We start from the raw sequence: 17346 nt of genomic DNA on the forward strand, positions 1-17346 counted from the left end.
CGACAGAAATCGCGCTGTATCATGCACTTGGCAACCTCCCCGAGCCGCCAAGCACCCACACATTTTACTGACGAGGCGCTTTTTTTTGGAGGAGACTGCGTCGTGATCATCAACAACGATTTCGAAATTGGCTATCTGTTGGTCGCGTTTGCACTACTGGGTGTCATTCTGGTGGGCGCGTTGCTCGGCGTGCTTCATCTTGACCGGTGGCATCCTAAGCTGGTCGGAGCGGCAATTGGGGCGCTGCTGGGTTTCGCCCTAATCGAAGCGGTGCCGATGTTCACCTGAGGATCATCACTTCGTGACAAGCAAGGTCGCGTGCTCCGAGGGACGATGATGGCTCCGTTTGACCGAATTCTCCTGTGTTACGATTCGACACCCGAAGGACGTCGTGCATTGCGATGCGGCGCCGCCCTGGCGCTGCAGTTAGGTGCCGAGACGCATCTTCTTTCCATGCTGGACTTGCCTTTCTGGTCGAGTGGGTTTGACGTATTGTCTAATATACAGACCGACGTGGACCAACAAGCGGCACAGGAGATTCTCGAAGAAGGCCTGGACAAACTTCGCGCCCTAGGCGTGACAGCAACGGGTCATCTTTCGGTGGGAAGCGCGGTTGACGAAATTCCAAAGGTGGCGAACGCCTTGTCCGTCGACTTGATCGTCATTGGACATCGCCCAGGGGGCAGCTTTGCCCGATGGTTGACGGGAGAGAACCACGCGTTACTGCTAAACCGTGTATCGTGCGGCGTTTTGTTCGAAGTGGGGAAATAAACGCGATGCGGCGCTCAGTTCCCATTCACGCTGGGCAGAAGCGGAGACCACCCGGTGCGACCAGAAACCGCCAAAATGCAGCGAACCGACTCCAATGGCCGGTGTCTTGGGTCGCGGATCCAGCATCGCGGATGTGCACGCGGACTGGACGATCGTGCGATGGTGCTCATTCGTCTATGCAACGAAATGCTGCCTCGATCGATCAAGGCCGACGTCTACAGACCCCAAATAATATTGGCGTCTTGCTTATCCGCTTCTCGCATCATGTCCAAAAGCGGCCAAGCGCGATGGGAAAGTCCGCCGCGGTCTGGATCGGATGGCACCTGCGGAGAATGATGGAGCGCGTCGAGCGTCGCCTGTTCTACGCCGTCTTTCTGTATCGCCGTTTCTAGCTGTGCAATGGCGCGCGGCAATTCGTCATGCTGAATTACGCCCCGCGTACCGAGGCGCTTGCCGATGAGGCCGAGCAGGTATTGTGCGAGATTCTTGAGCATAACTACGTCCGGTGAAGCAGTGGATTGAAAAGTTATCAGCATGATGATTTCCTCTTCGAGGGTGGATCGCTATTTCCGGTATGTCCCGTATGCCGTGAAGTGCGACCCGAGATCAACCGCGCGCGAACGATTTGCGCAACCTCGGTCGTGCCCGACCGCGGTTGGCCGCAGCGAGGCCTCGCGACGCGAGACGACGGGGTGCCTTACATTGTTCAAAGGATAATTTTTCCGACGCCGCCTTGTTCGTCGCTAACACGACAGCCCCAAGCCCAGCCAGCTTTCTTTGGTTTGCGCAGGTCCGACACGACTGCCTATAACGTATTTTACATCACATCGTGACAAAAGTGAATTAGCTGGACACTATGGATTTATAGTCGTTCTTGTGGCGCTCGGTGGTCACAGTCTGACTCTGATCCGGTTCGGCATCCGCGCCCCGTCTTTCCAACCCGAGCGACCATCAACCGAATCGCGGGTTGTCACTTCGTCGAACTCGCCGTCTTTCCCGCCGCCAGGTAGTCACATGAAGAAAGTCGGATTCTTTGCTCGCTTAGCCAAAAATCGAGCTTTCGGAGCCCGATTGAGTGGGACCCCGCGAGGCCTGTCGCGGCGCACGGGCGCTCGCATGAGGAAACGGATGTCGATGACCTGCGATCGACACTTTCAAACTGCCATCCTCAGGACGGTTTAACTTCCGCCGCCGGCTATTTGCTATATTCGCGCCATTGCAAGTCACGCAAATGCAAATCGAAGTGTTGGTTGCGCGGATATGGATGTGCTTCTCCACCGTGACCTTGGTCATTCCACGGGGTCGGGAAATACGACGGACCGTGAATGATAGGTGCAAGATTCATCACGCCGGGGATCCCGTCACCGTTGACCACTGACCGCCGGTTGTGAACGGGCGATTGACTGACATCGACGGGGGCGAGCATGGCGAGTTCAATGCGACTTGCCGCTTGTACATCAGCAAGGGGACTCCCGAACGCGATCAGCAAGGCGATCGACATAACAATCGACGGAGGTTTCATAGGTCTCTCCTGGAACGACCCGCCTGCTGAGTCCACGCCGTACTATATAAAATCCGATTTCAAGCGATGGATTTCCTTTGCACGGCGTTGCGCGCGAAGGTTGGCGCGTCGCGCAGTCAGGACCTCCTTGTTCTAGCATGTCCGTGCACAGGGACCCTTATGCGCATTTTAACTTCGACCTCGAGACATTACTGTAAGTACTATAATCATTAAGCTTCGGCGACGCGAACAGATCCATGGAGCTCAACTGTATAGTGTAGGTCACGAAGTGATATATATCCAAGTCGATTGCGGGCTCCGCGGGAGATAGTCGATGGTCTCGAATAGAAAGCGCCGTGCCGACGAAACACCTTCCAAACGAGATCTGGAAGAGTTATCCGACTTTCGCTATAAGCTGCGTCGTTTCCTTCACTTCTCAGAAGAAGTGGTCCACGCGGAAGGGATCACGCCGTTGCAATACATCCTGCTTTTGCACGTGATGGGTTTCCCTGGTCGTGATTGGGCGACCGTCGGCGAGCTCGCTGAACGATTGCAGGCCGCTCCTCACGGGACGGTTGCGCTGGTCTCGCGTTGCGAATCGGCGGGGTTGGTTACGCGCGTGGCCAGCGAGCATGACCGTCGTCAGGTTGAAGTGCATTTGACGCCGAAAGGGGCGCGCTGCTTATTTAAACTCGCGGCGCTGCACAAATCGGAGATAGATTCGTTTGGCTGGACATTTTCCAATCTTGCGGATCGCTGACGAGTGCGCAACGAGTGCGCGACGGGAGCTATCGTCGCTGTAGCAGCGATAGGTGGCTTACCGCTGCGAGGCCTGCCTCCGAGCTGGGCGAATCGCCTCAAAAAGGCTTTACGAAGGGGCTCGCGAAGCGATGAAAAGAAGGCCCGACATCGCTGTCGAGCCTTAAAGAGGATGGCCGATTCTCTAGCTAGTCGGCGCGAGGCCCTACTGCACCGCTTCGTTAGACAAGGTGCGGCCATCCGCGTGGCCCGCAGACGAACGCTGCAGATTTCAGTTAACCTACGTGCGGCGTTCAGGCATACGATGATTCACGGACTTACCGTAGCGCCACTTCCTTAAGCCAGCCTTAGACCGTCAATATAGACACCGTCGCGTCAAGGGGCGAGTGTGATCTCGCGTAGAGTCGGCACGATCTGCGTCGCGAGTTTCGCGCGTCGGATCTTAAGTTTCGATTAAGTTGCGTCCCGCATTCTGCCACAAAGGAGATCGTCAACCTGATGCCCGCCATCAGTTGCAGTGCCGCATTTCCGATTGCTGCATCGGGCGTTGCCGGCAGTTGTGACGATCGATTAAAAAGGGTTCAGAACGCTGGAGCGTTGGTCGAACAATCGGCGCCGTGCGCTCACTGAAAGGCATCACCCCGCATCGCTACTGCGCGAATTCGTGGCGGAGGCCGGGCCCAAGGGCGCCGGAATTTCCTCGCAGAGGAGAGGTTACTGTGGACGTGTACTATGGCACCGCGATTATTCATCCGATGGCCAGACGCGAAGGACTACGGTTCGTCGCGCTGGCCGTTATCACTAACGAGGCGGGTGATCGGCAGAGTACGGGAATTCTCGGCCAATTTGCTAACGAAAGCGCCGCGTGCCGCTTCGCGATCCGGAGCGCAAGCGCGTTCCTTGACGGGCACGTCCTCCCGCTGCCTCCCATCTCGAACGAACGGCATCTGGATGCTGGTTTCTCAGCGGAATGCCTATCCCAACCCCCAATCCAACTCGTCGATTTCACATAAGGGACGATCATGCGGATTCCGGCCGAAGCTGTAGGGTGCGGCCACGTGCCACGTCGCTTATCTAATCAAGGTCGCATCAGAAGAAGATCGTATTCTTTGGAGAGGATCATGAGACGTCTGTATGTCGCGGCGCTTCTCGCAGCGCTTACTAGTCCAACCGTCTCGTTCGCAGTCAACGCGGACGCGCAACACTCCGTCGGCGGTGACCAGGTCAGTGAGAACGCGGAAACGTTTGGATTGTTGCACCCTGAAATGGCTCGAATCGACGGGCGGATTTCCGGATGGTCCAAGAAAGGGGCCACGCTGGATCAGTCGGGGTACGGATTTACATACGGCGGGTCATGGGAGTCGTCAGCCCCGAACATGGCCCGGCATGTACACAAGCCGCTTTATGGGCATCATTAGCTGCGCCAGCAATGGGCGCGAGCGCTGATCTTGGGCAGCCTCATTGGCAACACGAGGCGCGCAGGATCAGGGTTGTCCGGTAGTCGACGCATCAATTTTTGATTGGAGGAAGACAACATGCGGCACAGGGCTGGATGCGCCGTGCCTATGCCTTGAGGGGCGTCGAAGGCGCCGCGCGCCGCTTGCGCCCGTCGCGCAGCCGCGAGCACGCCGACAATCTCAACCAGTGACGCAGCGCGATCAGCGCGCCGACGACGCTCATCATCGAGCCCGGAATCCACAGCAGCAGCCCGCCGATCTGCTGGTCGCGCATCGGGCTGATCCACGTGAACGCGCGCCCGCAGATCGAGTAGATCGGATACAACTCGTGTGGCGTGAAGAAGATGTAGGCTCCGAGCAGAATCTGCGGTGGGATCGCGGCGATCACCATGAGTACGCGTCGCCCGGGCGCGACCCGCGCGGGAGGTGCGGGCCGCGAATCGAGCACGAGCCACCAGAAGAGCAAGCCGTCGATCACCATGCTCCAGTTCATCACGCGATACAGCCGGTCATCGAGCATCGCCTTGAAATGGATCGGCGAGAGCAGCCAGAAGTAGATCAGCCCGACAAAGAGCGTCACCGCGATTACTGGATTGAACAGCACATCGAGCGTGACGCGCACCGCTCTCGTGCTCATCGCGGGACGCATCCAGCGCTGGCGCCAGCCAAACGGAATGCCCGCCCGCAACGCGGCGCCCGGATACGACAGCGCGATCAGAAAGGGCCCGACGTGATGCAGCACGAGATGCTGCAATCGATGCATGAAGAATTCATGCTCGAAGTAGTAGTCGAGCCGCGTGTGCAACGCAATATAGATTGCCGCGAGACCGAGCCAGAACGCGGCCCGACGTGCGAACGACACTCTTGCGCGCCGGGCGCCGCGTACAAACAGAACCGCCGCGATCAGCACGGCCACCACGACGGTCGGTGACGGCTCCCACGGTTCAAGCCAGTAGACGATCGCCTGCATCATGACTGGGTCGAATCGATGACGCGTCGCAGATCGTGCGCGATGGCGTCGACGGAATCGTTGTCGGTTGCGAGTAGCCGCGCGTGGCCTTGCGCGTCGAAGATATAGACCGCCGAACTGTGCGTGACTTCGTACGTGCCGCCAGCGCCGCGCTTCTCCACCTGGTAGGCCACGCGATAACGCTTCGCCAGCGATTCGATTGCGCGGTCCGAACCCGTCAGGCCGACCGCATGCTGCGAGTCAAACGCGCGCACGTACGCATGCAGCGCGGCGGGCATATCGCGGGCCGGATCGACGGTGATGAAGACGATCTGCGCACGGTTGGCGTCTGCGCCGATCAGTTGCAGCACCTGCATGAGCCGCGCCATCGTTTCGGGACACACGTCCGGGCAATGCGTATAGCCGAAGTAGACGAGCGTCGCGCGGCCGGCGAACGATTCGCCATTCACCGCGCGGCCATCGTCGTCGACGAGCGAGAACGACAGGTCGGGCAGGTGGCCGCTCACATCGGTGAGGCGCCACGGTTCCGCAGGCCGCGAACATGCGGTGAGGACGGCGCAGAGCGCGAGCGTGGCGGCGACAAGCCGTCCTTCGCGCCGAAGCTGGGACAAATAGGGCATTTCGAACTCGTTCAGATGCGGACCGGGCAAGACACCGGCCCCGCGACTCTATCGCAAAATGCGCGCCGTCGGCGGTCACGCGGCGCGCATGGTCTGGATTGTGAGGCGATTTGCCGCAGGCTCAGCGGAAGGTTGCAAGTGGGGTGAAAGGAGGAGGAACGCAGACCCTCGCCGAAGGAAATGGCGGGTGACCCGTGCGCAGACGACGGTTCAATTCAGGTATGGGACTTGCGCATTCGCGTTGCGACTCGCCCCAGTAGCTCAAAGATCCGGGTACGGACCACGATGCCGAACGCCAAACAAATCCGCTCCGCGCCCCGGGCCCTTAATCGGCAATCGATTACTGGCGCGAGGGCGTCAGCTTCTACCTTGATGATGGCTCCTGCCACGTATGCCCAGGCCCCGCTAAATTACTTTCTGCATGCCGCTGGCCCAGCCGCCTATCCGACGCGTACGCTCGACTGGATTTTCACCGCGATTTGCCTGGCTGTATGCGTGATCGTCACGGTGCTTCTGATCGGAGCGTTGATGCGCCGCCGTGCACCCGCTCGTCCGGGAGAAATTGGCGCGACCGGAGAAGGCATGCGGTGGATCTGGATTGGTGTCGGCGTGTCCGTTCCGCTGCTCGCCGGTATGCTCGTCTTCGCACTGTTCACGCTGCAGCGAGTTGCGACGCCTCATGAGTCGCCTGCGCTAACGGTTACAGTGACAGCTTACGATTGGTGGTGGAAGGTCTCGTACCCCGACGCGCGCGTGCCGGCTCAACGGTTTGAGACGGCGAACGAGATTCACATCCCTGTGGGTGAACCCGTTCGCATCGTCCTGAAAAGCGCTGACGTTATCCACACCTTCTGGGTGCCGAGACTCGCAGGCAAAACGCAAGCTATCCCGGGTCAGGCCAATGAGCAATGGATTCAGGCGGACGCTCCTGGCGTGTACCGAGGACAGTGTTCGCAGTTCTGCGGGGCGCAGCACGCGCACATGGCGTTTGAAGTGGTGGCGCAAAGCCGTGCGGACTTCGCCAACTGGAGCGAACAGCAGGCACGGAGCACCCCGGTGAACGTGGCGCCTTCGGTCGTCGCGGGTCAAAAGATCTTCCTCGACCGATGCGCCGGCTGTCATGCGGTGCGTGGCACCGATGCAACCGGCGCACTCGCACCCGATTTGACGCACCTCAACTCAAGACGATTGATCGCAGCTGGCACGCTCCAGAACACGGCTGCGAATCAACTGGACTGGGTTGCTCACGCACAATGGATCAAACCAGACGCGCGCATGCCTAGCATTGTCTTGAATCGCGAGGACGCGGCGAACCTGCACGCCTTCCTGTCGACGTTGAACTGAGCGAGGTCGCATGCCAATGACAACGGACCCGCCTTCACCTCAATCAGGCGCGTCGAGCATGAGCCACCCGGAAATACCCGCCTTTGGGCGCGTACCGGAGTGGGGTCGGGCGCCTGAGGGCAGTGCAACACGTAAGGGTCTCGAGCGTCTCTGGGAGACGGAACCCGGATGGCGGGGTTGGCTGTCCACGGTCGATCACAAGACGATCGGTTTGCGCTATCTCATCACCGCCTTCGTCTTTCTGCTAATGGGCGGCGTCGAGGCGCTGGTCATGCGACTGCAACTTGCGCGTCCGAATGCGACCGTGCTTACACCGGAACAGTACAACCAGCTTTTCACGATGCATGGCGTGACGATGATTTTCTTGTACGCGCTGCCCGTGCTGTCGGGCTTTTCGAACTATCTATGGCCGCTCATACTTGGCTCGCGCGACATGGCGTTTCCCAGGCTCAACGCGCTGTCCTATTGGCTGTTCGTGTTTGCAGGAATTTTTCTTTACTCGAGCTTTCCGTTTGGGCAGTCGCCGAACGCAGGCTGGTTCAACTATGTACCGCTCTCAGGTCTCGAATACAACACGGGTCCGAATGTCGATGTTTATGCGCTCGGCATGGTGCTCCTCGGCGCGTCCACGACGGTGGGCTCGGCCAATTTCGTGGTCACATTGCTTCGAATGCGCGCCCCCGGAATGTCCCTCGATCGCGTACCGGTTCTCGTCTGGGGAACGCTCACCGCGTCCGGCGGAAACCTGTTGGCGGTCCCCGTTGTCAGCCTGGCGTTTTTCATGTTGTGGCTGGACCGCCAGTTCGGAACTCACTTTTTTGATGTCTTGAATGGCGGGCGTCCTCTGCTCTGGCAGCACATGTTCTGGATGTTTGCCCACCCTTGGGTCTACGCCGTGGTGTTGCCTGCGATGGGGATTGTCTCCGACGCGCTTCCGGTCTTTTGTCGACGGCGCCTGGTCGGGTACACGCCCGTTGCGTTAGCCACGGTCGCGACGATGATCATTGGTTTTATCGTGTGGATTCACCACATGTTCGCGACCGGCATCCCGGCGCTTGCTCTGGCGTTCTTTGGCTCGGCGAGCATGGTCATTTCGATTCCCAGCGCGATCGCGACATTCGCCTGGCTTGCGACGATCTGGACGGGGCGACCCGTCTTCAAGACTCCATTTTTCTTCTTTGCGGGCTTCGTGCTGCTGTTCGTGATCGGCGGTGTCTCGGGCGTCATGACAGCGGCCGTCCCCCTCGACTGGCAGCTCAACGACACGTATTTCGTCGTGGCCCACCTTCACTATGTGCTGCTCGGAATCAACGTTTTTCCGGTGATCGGCGGAATCTATTACTGGTTTCCGAAGTTCACCGGTCGGATGATGAGTGAACGACTGGGTAAGATCGGGTTTTGGGTGATGTTCGTCGGATTCAATCTCGGCTTCTTCCCGATGCACATTGCGGGCTTGCTCGGTATGCCCCGGCGAATCTACACATACGGCGCCGACATGGGCTGGAACACGGTCAACATGATTACCTCAATTGGCTCATTCGTATTCGCGCTTGGCGTCCTTGTATTCCTGTTGGACCTGATCTACAGCTACAAGCGGGGCCCAATCGCGGGCGACAATCCTTGGGACGCGCCGACCCTCGAATGGTCGGTGTCCTCGCCGCCGCCCCCTTACAACTTCGCAACGATCCCCTTTATTGGAAGCGGTCATCCGCTGTGGGAAAGTCGGCTCGGACACGAGATGCCGAGTGAGGCTCGCTCCGAGCTTATTGAAGGCTACATTCTCGATCACGGGCGCGAAGCACTCGCGACCACCTCACTCAGTGCCATCCCAGATGCAATCATCAAAATGCCGAGTGACGCCTATTCGCCATTTTATCTGGGACTTTTCTCGGCGTTGCTCTTCGCAGGGCTGCTGCTGCATGTCTGGTGGTTCGCTGGCGCGTGTGTCATTGGCATTGCTGCATCTCTCATCGCATGGATGTGGCCAGAGCGCACACTTGGTCAACGCGAGCCGTACCCGAGCGTTCAGGAAGGTGGCGCCCTTGGCTAGCGATCGCGCGATACCTCTTTCCGAACGTATGTTGCCAGTCGGTAGCGTTGGGCGCCATGCCAGCGGTTGGTGGGGCATGTGGACGCTCATCGCCACCGAGGCAGCCCTGTTCGGCTATCTGATCTTTTCATATCTCTACCTTTACGCGCAGTACACAGGAAGATGGCCGCCCGAAGGCCTCCCCAAGCTTGGGACTGCGGGGATTAATACCGGCGTTCTTCTTTCAAGTTCGGTCTTTGTCTGGTTATGCGAACACTTCGTCAAACGACGTCGTTCACGCCTGGCCGCCGCCGCAATGTCCGTCGGGATTTTGCTGGGCGGGCTTTTTGTCGGCCTGCAGATGAAGGAATACCACGACCATCACTATGGTCCTAGCACGCATCTTTACGGCTCGCTCTATTACACGATCACAGGCTTTCACATGTTGCATGTGATCGTCGGCCTATGTGTGCTGATTTTCCTGCTGATCTGCACTGGGTTGAACTACTTCGATGACCGGCGACATAGCGCGCTGACCATCGGGGGCATGTACTGGCATTTCGTTGACATCGTGTGGCTGTTCATTTTCAGCACGTTATATCTTTCCCCGTACGTCCTTTGAGGGAGATCGTCCCCGTGCTTGCGCAAACGGCTCAATCGAAAAGCGATGGCAGTGGCAAGGTCGCGGTCAGCGGGGTACGCGTGTTTTATGGACTGGTTGGTGCGCCGCTCGCCTGGATCATTCAGATATGTGCGAGCGAAGCGCTCGCCGCGCAAGTGTGTTATCCGGCTGATCATCCACTCGACGCGCCACGGCTTAGCTCGCTTCAGACGTGGATTGGCGCTGTCAGCGTCGTATGTATAGCGGTGGCTATCGGCGGCGTTATCACGGCCTGGCGGAGCTGGATGGGGCTCAGAAACGGACAGGCGACGAACAATCTTGTTGACCACTCACCGGGCCGACCCGCGCATTTCCTCGCACTGGTCGGAGTGATTGCCAGTTCGATATTCCTGGTTGGTTCGCTGTTGACGGCATTGGCTGTGCTGATTGTCTCCCCGTGCAGGCCTTGGTAATGAGAACGGGCGCGTTTTTCTTCGCGTTGTTGATCGCTGCTCTAGCGGCGGCCAGTGCCTCCGCGTTCGCGCAAGGCGACGCGACTGATGCCGAGCTCGTCAAGCGGGGCGAATATCTCGCGAAAGCTGGTGATTGCGCCGGGTGCCATACGGCACCGCAAGCCGGTGCTCCGTTCGCGGGCGGTTTGGGCATGGGTTCGCCGTTCGGCACGATCATGACGAGCAACATTACGCCCGACAAACAGTTTGGTATTGGCGACTACAGCTACGATGATTTTGCAAAAGCGCTGCGTGAGGGCGTGGCTCGTGGCGGTAAGCACCTCTATCCCGCGATGCCGTATCCATCATTTTCTAAAATCACCGACGATGATATGCACGCGCTTTATGCCTACTTCATCCACGGGGTGCGACCGGTTCATAAAGAAGCGCCGCCGACCAAGCTGCCGTTTCCGTTCAATCAGAGATGGGCCCTTGCTCTCTGGGATCTGGCGTTCTCCCCTGAGGGCCGATATAAGCCGTCGCCCGAGCACGCCGTGGAGTGGAATCGCGGCGCGTATCTCATGCAGTCGCTGGGTCACTGTGGCGCGTGTCATACCCCGCGCGGACCTGCTTTCGAGGAGCGGGGTTACGATCAATCATCGAAGCACTATCTGACGGGGGGCGTGAACGATCACTGGTTCGCTCCGAACCTGACCGCCGATCCAGGCTCGGGGCTGGGTCGCGTTCAACAGCGCGAGATCGTCTCGTTCCTCAGGGGCGGTCATGGCGGTGGATTGGTGAGCTTCGGGAGCATGGTGCAGGTCGTCGAAGACAGCACGCAATACATGTCCGATGACGATTTGAACGCCATCGCGATCTATCTCAAGAGCCTGCCCGCGCAAAAACCCTCTGGCGCCTACACGCCGCATTCACGGGCGGCCTCCCTGACGGCCACAGCGATGCACACGGGAGAGATTGCGCGCCCGGGTTCCGGCATCTTCATGTCCTACTGCGCGAAGTGTCATCAGGCGGACGGCTCCGGCGTAGCGAACAAGTATCCCAAACTTGCGGGGAACCCGGCGGTACTCGCCCCGGATACGACCTCCCTGATCCGACTGCTGGTCGAGGGGGGCAGTAGCCCTGAAACCAAAAATGGGCCCGAGCGCAAAAAGATGCCTGCGTTCGCGGAAAAGCTGACGACGGCCGAAATAGCACAGGTCCTCACCTTTATTCGAACGACCTGGGGAAACGACGCCAGACCCGTAGCGACACGTGAGGTGCAGACGCTGCGCGCAGACATTCATAAATAAGTGCCGACTTCCTCGGCTGATCTTCACGTCGCAGAGGACCTATGCGAAATTCAATTCGATATTACTGGCTGTCGACCAGCTTGATCTGCGCCATCTCCGGGTGCTCAATCGGCCCGGTCGCCTCTGCGGATCCGGGTTTCGGACCTCGCCCCGAATTGCCCTCCGCGCACACGTCGGTGATCCCGACCGTGAATATTGCGCCGGTCACGGCTCGTGATCCATCGACAACGCCTTCGTCACCCGCTGGTTTTGAGGTTCACGCTTTTGCAACCGGTCTGAATCACCCGCGGTGGCTTTACACCTTGCCCAATGGTGACGTGCTCGTCGCGGAAAGCGACGCGCCCGCGGAGCATGACGAGGGCGGTGGAATCAAGGGGTGGATACGAAAGCAGGTCATGAAGCGGGCCGGAGCGGGTGTACCCAGCCCCGATCGCATCATCCTCTTGCGCGACACAAACGGCGATGGACTTGCGGACAGCCAGACCGCTTTTTTAACCGGCCTTCATTCACCCTTCGGAATGGCGCTCGTCGGTGACCAGTTATATGTGGCGGATACCGATGCATTGATGCGGTTTCCCTATACAACGGGGGAAACCCGTATCAACTCGTCCGGGACGAAGGTCCTTGAGCTTCCGGCGGGGCCCATTGACCATCATTGGACCAAAAACATCCTTGCGAGTCGCGACGGGAAGCATCTGTATATCACTGTTGGCTCGAATAGCAACGCCGCCGAAAACGGCATCGAGGCCGAGAAGGACCGCGCGCGCATTCTAGAGCTGGATTTGAGAACCGGTCGGTCGCGCGTCTTCGCATCAGGCCTGCGCAACCCCAATGGTATGTCATGGCAGCCTCAGAGCGGCGAGTTGTGGACAGTCGTGAACGAGCGCGACGAACTCGGCAATAACCTTGTCCCGGACTACATGACAGTCGCGAAAGACGGCGCATTTTACGGCTTTCCATATAGCTACTACGGGCAGCATGTCGATAGTCGTGTGACGCCTCAGCGGCCTGACCTCGTCGCTACGGCCATTTCGCCTGACTACGCGCTCGGCAATCATACGGCGTCTTTAGGTTTGGTTTTTTACGACAGCAAGCTTTTCCCCTCGCACTATTGGGGCGGCGCATTTGTGGGCCAGCACGGCTCCTGGAATCGTAAGCCGCACACGGGTTACAAGGTGATTTTCGTTCCGTTCGCAGGCGGCAGGCCGTCGGGACCTCCCGAGGACATTCTGACTGGCTTTCTAACGGCTGATGGACATGCGGTAGGCCGCCCGGTGGGCGTCGCTGTCGACAAGAAGGGCGCGCTACTCGTGGCGGACGACGTGGGCAACGCAGTCTGGCGCGTGGTTCCCACGGGAAAATGACGAGAACCTGAAAGGCCCAATGTTGAATTGGTTCCCTGCATGGAGGAAGACCGACAATGTCGCTCAAAGTCAAAGTGGGTCCCGCACAGCTTTCCGTACACCGCGGTCACACGGTCCTTCTGACAGAGCCCGACGGTCGGATCGAAACACAGACTCAGAGGGGTCTGTATTTTTATGACACTCGGGTAATTAGCAACTGGATGGTTTATGCGAACGGCGAGCCTTGGGATTTGCTCAACGGTGGTACGCCTGCCTCGAATGTCGCGAAAATCTTTCTGACAAATCGAAGGCTGGTTACAGAGACGGGTGTCGTTGCACCGCGCACCTTGGGTCTGACGCTCAGCCGTCGCATCGTGGACGGCCTGCACGAGGATGTCGATCTCGTCAATTACAGCCAGTCAAAAGTGCGGTTTAATCTTGAGGTCGCGGTGCGCAGCGACTTTGCGGACATTTTCGAGGTCAAGTCAGGTCACCTTGTGCGGCGCGGTCGCATTACGACGACGTGGGGCGAGCAGAAGCAGCGTCTTTGCACCACTTATCGCAACCTGGACTTTTGTCGCGGTGTGGCGATAACGGCACGCAACAGCGGTGGTGCCGCCGTGTATGCGAACGGGCGCCTTTCTTTTGACGTTGAGATCGTGCCGGGAGCGCACTGGCATTGTTGTCTTCACTACGATCTGTTTGACGGCGACGCGTGCTCTGCGGCTCCTGAGAGCTGTAACAGTTCCGAAGGTAGCGCACAGGACGATATCAAGATGCTCGCCGATTGGCGTGCAGGTCTGCTGAAGGCTGACAGCAGCAATAGCGTGTTTCGGCGCCTGTTTCGCCAGGCGATTGATGACATGGCTGCGTTCCGTCTGCCTGTTCGCACGATTGATGGCGAACCCACTGTGCCGGCTGCCGGTTTGCCGTGGTTCGTCGCGCTGTTCGGTCGTGACAGTTTGATCGCGTCGCTCCAGACGGCTTTGGTTCATTCGGATTTCCTCCGAGGGACGCTCGCTGTGCTCGGTGCTTGGCAGGCTTGCGAGTGCGAGGAATACCGCGATGCTGAACCCGGCAAGATCATGCATGAACTCCGGCTAGGCGAACTCGCCAAACTGAATTTGGTACCCCACACCCCATACTACGGAACAGCCGACGCAACTCCGCTCTATCTCATCGCTCTGCACACGGCGTGGACGTGTACCGGCGATCGCGACCTTCTTAGTCGCCATCTACCGACCGCAGAGCGGTGCTTGAAGTGGATCGACGAATACGGTGACCGCGACGGCGACGGTTTCCAGGAGTATGAAACGCGCTCATCCGACGGTCTTGTCAATCAAGGCTGGAAAGATTCTGGCGACGCTCTGGTTTATCCCGACGGAAGCCTTGTCAAAGGGCCGAAGGCGCTTTGCGAGTTGCAAGGGTACGTTTATGACACGTGGCTGCGAATGGCTAAGATCTACGACGCACTCGACAACCCCGTCCGGGCGACGGAGTTGCGCTGCAAAGCTGAGGCACTCTATGCCCGCTTCAATGAGGCGTTCTGGGACGAGCGGACGGGCTTTTATGCATTCGCACTCGATGGCGACAAGAAAAAGGTCATGAGCGTGGCCTCGAATCCTGGCCACTGCCTGTGGTCTGGGATCGTGCCGCCCGAAAGGGGCGCACGCGTCGTGGAAAGGCTAATGCAAGTGGACATGTGGAGCGGCTGGGGAATCCGTACGCTGTCGGCGGATCATCCTGCGTACAATCCCTACTCCTATCAGAAAGGGGCAGTATGGCCGCACGACAATGGTCTGATCGCGGAAGGCTTCAGGCGTTATGGCTATGCGCAGCAAGCAGGCCGCATTGCGCATGACGTATGGGCGGCGGGAAGCTTTTTCGCGCTAAACCAGCTTCCCGAGCTGTATGCGGGACTGCATCGAAACGCAGCGAACTTTCCCGTTCAATACGTCGGCGCGAACGTCCCGCAAGCATGGGCTGCGGGCTCGGTGTTTTCCCTGTTAAACGCAATTCTTGGCCTGCAACCCGACGCGCCAAACGCGATGCTTTATGTGGACCCCGTGTTGCCGCCATGGCTTGGCGATCTCACTCTGCGTGACCTGCGCGTTGGCCAACAAACATTCGACATTCGGTTCTGGCGGGATATCGATGTGACCCATTTCACGGTATTGCGTGGCGACGAGAACGCTGTCGCGCGCCGGGAGATGACCGAATGGCGTGAATCGATGACTTGCAAGGATGAAAATCCGCCTCGCCCAACATAGTCTTCACAATCAGTGGGCCCACGAGGATAGCGTCGCTGCACGAAAGGCGCCCCGCGCAACGACAGACAGACCCTCTGATCGGGGGGCGTGACGCTGCATTTGGTGCGTCGTCCCGTCAAACCGAGCAAAACAGATAAAAGGGGCTCGACGCAAGCGCCGAGCCCAAACAGGATGGTCGTTGCAGTCGCGTGGCGCGAGGGCTGGCTTTCGCCGCTCGACTATTGGCGCGTGGACCATCCAAGGCCGGCAACGAGAGAGGCCGAGCCGAGAGGCGACCGTCGATGCGGATCGAACCCCTCAGAATCCAGCATAAAGACACCTGCTTAAACCAGCCTTAATTTGCTTAAGCAAAAGACGACTTCAGTTGGGTGAAAGGCGCTCCAGGAGAGCTGATCGATAGCGTACATCGCCACTCTCGACCCAAGCGAGTTGCCGCGCGACGCCAGCTTGCCGGCTCACTGGGGCGTGTAATTTGTGTCACTGTATGCTAGAAATTACCTGCCTGCGCTAACGCGTTGTCGCTCTAACGTGCCCAGTCCGATTAACCGCTAGCGGCACGGATCGCGGCACGAACTTTGCACGATGCATGCCGATATACGGCGAACCATCGGCTAAGCGTCGCCGCCGTGTCCTTTCGAAGGAGTAAGCAATGAGCGCGACAGTTGGGGACTTTCTTATCGACCGTCTTCACGCGTGGGGCGTGCGCCGCATCTTCGGGTATCCGGGCGACGGCATCAACGGGGTGTTTGGTGCCCTAAACCGTGCGAAGGGCAAAATAGACTTCGTTCAGGTCCGCCACGAGGAATGGCAGCGTTCATGGCCTCCGCGCATGCCAAATTTACCGGCGAACTCGGCGTGTGCATTGCGACGTCGGGTCCCGGTGCGTCGCATCTCCTGACCGGCCTTTACGACGCGCGCATGGACCACATGCCGGTGCTCGCGATCACCGGGCAACAGGCACGCGCCGCGCTTGGCGGCCACTATCAGCAGGAACTTGATCTTGTTTCGATGTTCAAGGACGTCGCCGGGGCTTTCGTGCAGCAGGCGAGTGTGCCGTCGCAGGTCCGCCATCTGGTCGATCGCGCCGTGCGCACGGCGTTGTCGCAACGCAAGGTCACGGCCATCGTCCTGCCGAACGACCTGCAGGAACTGGACTACGAAGCGCCCGCGCGCAAGCACGGCACGCTGCATTCCGGCGTCGGCTTCAGTGCGCCGAAAGTGGTTCCTTACGACGCCGACTTGCGGCGCGCTGCCGAGGTCCTGAACGAAGGCAAGAAGGTAGCGATCCTGGTCGGCGCCGGCGCACTGAATGCGACCGATGAAGTCATCGCCATCGCCGACAAGCTCGGCGCGGGCGTGGCAAAAGCGCTGCTCGGCAAGGCTGCGTTGCCCGACGACCTCGCCTGGGTGACGGGCTCGATCGGTTTGCTCGGCACGAAACCGAGCTACGACCTGATGATGGAGTGCGACACGTTTCTGATGATCGGCTCGGGCTTTCCCTACTCGGAATTCCTGCCCAAGGAAGGCAATGCGCGAGGCGTCCAGATCGATATCAAGGCCGACATGCTGAGCCTGCGTTACCCGATGGAAGTGAATCTCGTTGGCGATAGCGCCGAGACCTTGCGCGCACTGCTGCCGACGCTTGCCGAGAAAACGGACCGCGCATGGCGCAAGAAAATCGAAGGCTGGACCGCCGATTGGTGGAAGACGCTGGAAAAGCGTGCGCTTGAACCGGCCAAGGGCGGCGTCAATCCGCAACGTAGCGTGTGGGAACTGTCGCCACGTATGCCGGCTGATGCGATCGTCACGAGCGATTCCGGCTCGTGCGCGAACTGGTACGCCCGCGACCTCAAAGTGCAGCGCGGCATGATGTGTTCGCTGTCGGGCGGGCTGGCGTCGATGGGCGCGGCGGTGCCTTA

Annotated in this window: 14 protein-coding genes and 1 pseudogene; 11 read left to right on the forward strand and 4 right to left on the reverse strand. The window is 59.2% G+C overall.

All coding sequences use genetic code 11. The annotated features are described in order from the left end of the window. Positions 1 to 102: 102 nt before the first annotated feature. Positions 103 to 288 (forward strand): hypothetical protein, encoded by a 186-nt coding sequence (locus tag AWB68_RS36615; protein ID WP_087649122.1) that lies wholly within the window; start codon positions 103 to 105, stop codon positions 286 to 288. Between the two features lie 45 nt (positions 289 to 333). Further along, entirely contained in the window at positions 334 to 771 is a 438-nt protein-coding gene (locus AWB68_RS36620) for a universal stress protein (RefSeq protein WP_235028697.1), read from the forward strand. A gap of 215 nt (positions 772 to 986) precedes the next feature. On the opposite strand, the gene AWB68_RS36625 is transcribed toward AWB68_RS36620, so the two are convergent. Next, positions 987 to 1307, reverse strand: coding sequence for a DUF1840 domain-containing protein (locus AWB68_RS36625; protein WP_087649123.1), 321 nt, complete (start codon positions 1305 to 1307; stop codon positions 987 to 989). 659 nt (positions 1308 to 1966) lie between these two features. Then, the gene (locus tag AWB68_RS36630) at positions 1967 to 2293 is read right to left on the reverse strand and encodes a hypothetical protein (protein ID WP_125483159.1); all 327 of its coding nucleotides are present in this window, start codon (positions 2291 to 2293) and stop codon (positions 1967 to 1969) included. Between the two features lie 313 nt (positions 2294 to 2606). Between AWB68_RS36630 and AWB68_RS36635 the strand changes: the two genes are divergently transcribed. Further along, complete coding sequence (locus AWB68_RS36635; RefSeq protein WP_087649125.1) at positions 2607 to 3032, forward strand: MarR family winged helix-turn-helix transcriptional regulator; 426 nt, start codon at positions 2607 to 2609, stop codon at positions 3030 to 3032. A 1562-nt stretch (positions 3033 to 4594) separates the two neighbouring features. Here AWB68_RS36635 and AWB68_RS36650 read toward each other — a convergent pair. Further along, a complete protein-coding gene (locus AWB68_RS36650; protein WP_087649135.1) occupies positions 4595 to 5458 on the reverse strand; it encodes a cytochrome c oxidase assembly protein in 864 nt (287 codons plus the stop codon). Continuing rightward, on the reverse strand, positions 5458 to 6078 hold the full coding sequence (locus AWB68_RS36655) for an SCO family protein (RefSeq protein ID WP_087649127.1): 621 nt from the start codon (positions 6076 to 6078) through the stop codon (positions 5458 to 5460). Before AWB68_RS36655 ends, AWB68_RS36650 begins: the two co-directional genes overlap by 1 nt. 285 nt (positions 6079 to 6363) lie before the next feature. Here AWB68_RS36655 and coxB point away from each other — a divergent pair, with 285 nt between their 5' ends. The 8 genes and pseudogenes from coxB to AWB68_RS36695 form a co-directional block, all read left to right on the forward strand. Continuing rightward, complete coding sequence (coxB, locus tag AWB68_RS36660; RefSeq protein ID WP_374729640.1) at positions 6364 to 7422, forward strand: cytochrome c oxidase subunit II; 1059 nt, start codon at positions 6364 to 6366, stop codon at positions 7420 to 7422. Between the two features lie 58 nt (positions 7423 to 7480). Next, a complete protein-coding gene (gene ctaD / locus AWB68_RS36665; RefSeq protein WP_087649128.1) occupies positions 7481 to 9472 on the forward strand; it encodes a cytochrome c oxidase subunit I in 1992 nt (663 codons plus the stop codon). A 28-nt stretch (positions 9473 to 9500) separates the two neighbouring features. After that, positions 9501 to 10073, forward strand: a complete 573-nt coding sequence (locus AWB68_RS36670; protein ID WP_087649129.1) for a cytochrome c oxidase subunit 3 — start codon at positions 9501 to 9503, stop codon at positions 10071 to 10073. Positions 10074 to 10087: 14 nt separating this feature from the next. Then, positions 10088 to 10525: a hypothetical protein gene (locus tag AWB68_RS36675; RefSeq protein ID WP_087649130.1), complete on the forward strand. Its 438-nt coding sequence runs from the start codon at positions 10088 to 10090 to the stop codon at positions 10523 to 10525. After that, positions 10525 to 11814, forward strand: coding sequence for a c-type cytochrome (locus AWB68_RS36680; RefSeq protein WP_087649131.1), 1290 nt, complete (start codon positions 10525 to 10527; stop codon positions 11812 to 11814). The genes AWB68_RS36675 and AWB68_RS36680 overlap by 1 nt, the downstream gene beginning before the upstream one ends. Positions 11815 to 11855: 41 nt before the next feature. Continuing rightward, the gene (locus tag AWB68_RS36685) at positions 11856 to 13178 is read left to right on the forward strand and encodes a PQQ-dependent sugar dehydrogenase (protein WP_087649132.1); all 1323 of its coding nucleotides are present in this window, start codon (positions 11856 to 11858) and stop codon (positions 13176 to 13178) included. A gap of 56 nt (positions 13179 to 13234) precedes the next feature. Continuing rightward, complete coding sequence (locus tag AWB68_RS36690; protein WP_087649133.1) at positions 13235 to 15427, forward strand: amylo-alpha-1,6-glucosidase; 2193 nt, start codon at positions 13235 to 13237, stop codon at positions 15425 to 15427. A 649-nt stretch (positions 15428 to 16076) separates the two neighbouring features. Beyond that, positions 16077 to 17346: pseudogene (locus AWB68_RS36695) on the forward strand (thiamine pyrophosphate-requiring protein); the annotation flags it as partial.

The sequence above is a fragment of the Caballeronia choica genome (assembly GCF_001544535.1).
Taxonomy (GTDB): Bacteria; Pseudomonadota; Gammaproteobacteria; order Burkholderiales; family Burkholderiaceae; genus Caballeronia; species Caballeronia choica.

Excerpts from the sequence above, each read along its gene's own strand:
- AWB68_RS36690 (WP_087649133.1), top strand. The coding sequence starts at position 13,235 with ATGTCGCTCAAAGTCAAAGTGGGTCCCGCACAGCTTTCCGTACACCGC.
- AWB68_RS36685 (WP_087649132.1), top strand. The coding sequence starts at position 11,856 with ATGCGAAATTCAATTCGATATTACTGGCTGTCGACCAGCTTGATCTGC.
- AWB68_RS36680 (WP_087649131.1), top strand. The coding sequence starts at position 10,525 with ATGAGAACGGGCGCGTTTTTCTTCGCGTTGTTGATCGCTGCTCTAGCG.
- AWB68_RS36630 (WP_125483159.1), bottom strand. The coding sequence starts at position 2,293 with ATGAAACCTCCGTCGATTGTTATGTCGATCGCCTTGCTGATCGCGTTC.
- coxB (WP_374729640.1), top strand. The coding sequence starts at position 6,364 with ATGCCGAACGCCAAACAAATCCGCTCCGCGCCCCGGGCCCTTAATCGG.
- AWB68_RS36670 (WP_087649129.1), top strand. The coding sequence starts at position 9,501 with ATGTTGCCAGTCGGTAGCGTTGGGCGCCATGCCAGCGGTTGGTGGGGC.
- AWB68_RS36620 (WP_235028697.1), top strand. The coding sequence starts at position 334 with ATGATGGCTCCGTTTGACCGAATTCTCCTGTGTTACGATTCGACACCC.
- AWB68_RS36650 (WP_087649135.1), bottom strand. The coding sequence starts at position 5,458 with ATGCAGGCGATCGTCTACTGGCTTGAACCGTGGGAGCCGTCACCGACC.
- AWB68_RS36625 (WP_087649123.1), bottom strand. The coding sequence starts at position 1,307 with ATGCTGATAACTTTTCAATCCACTGCTTCACCGGACGTAGTTATGCTC.
- ctaD (WP_087649128.1), top strand. The coding sequence starts at position 7,481 with ATGAGCCACCCGGAAATACCCGCCTTTGGGCGCGTACCGGAGTGGGGT.
- AWB68_RS36635 (WP_087649125.1), top strand. The coding sequence starts at position 2,607 with ATGGTCTCGAATAGAAAGCGCCGTGCCGACGAAACACCTTCCAAACGA.
- AWB68_RS36655 (WP_087649127.1), bottom strand. The coding sequence starts at position 6,078 with ATGCCCTATTTGTCCCAGCTTCGGCGCGAAGGACGGCTTGTCGCCGCC.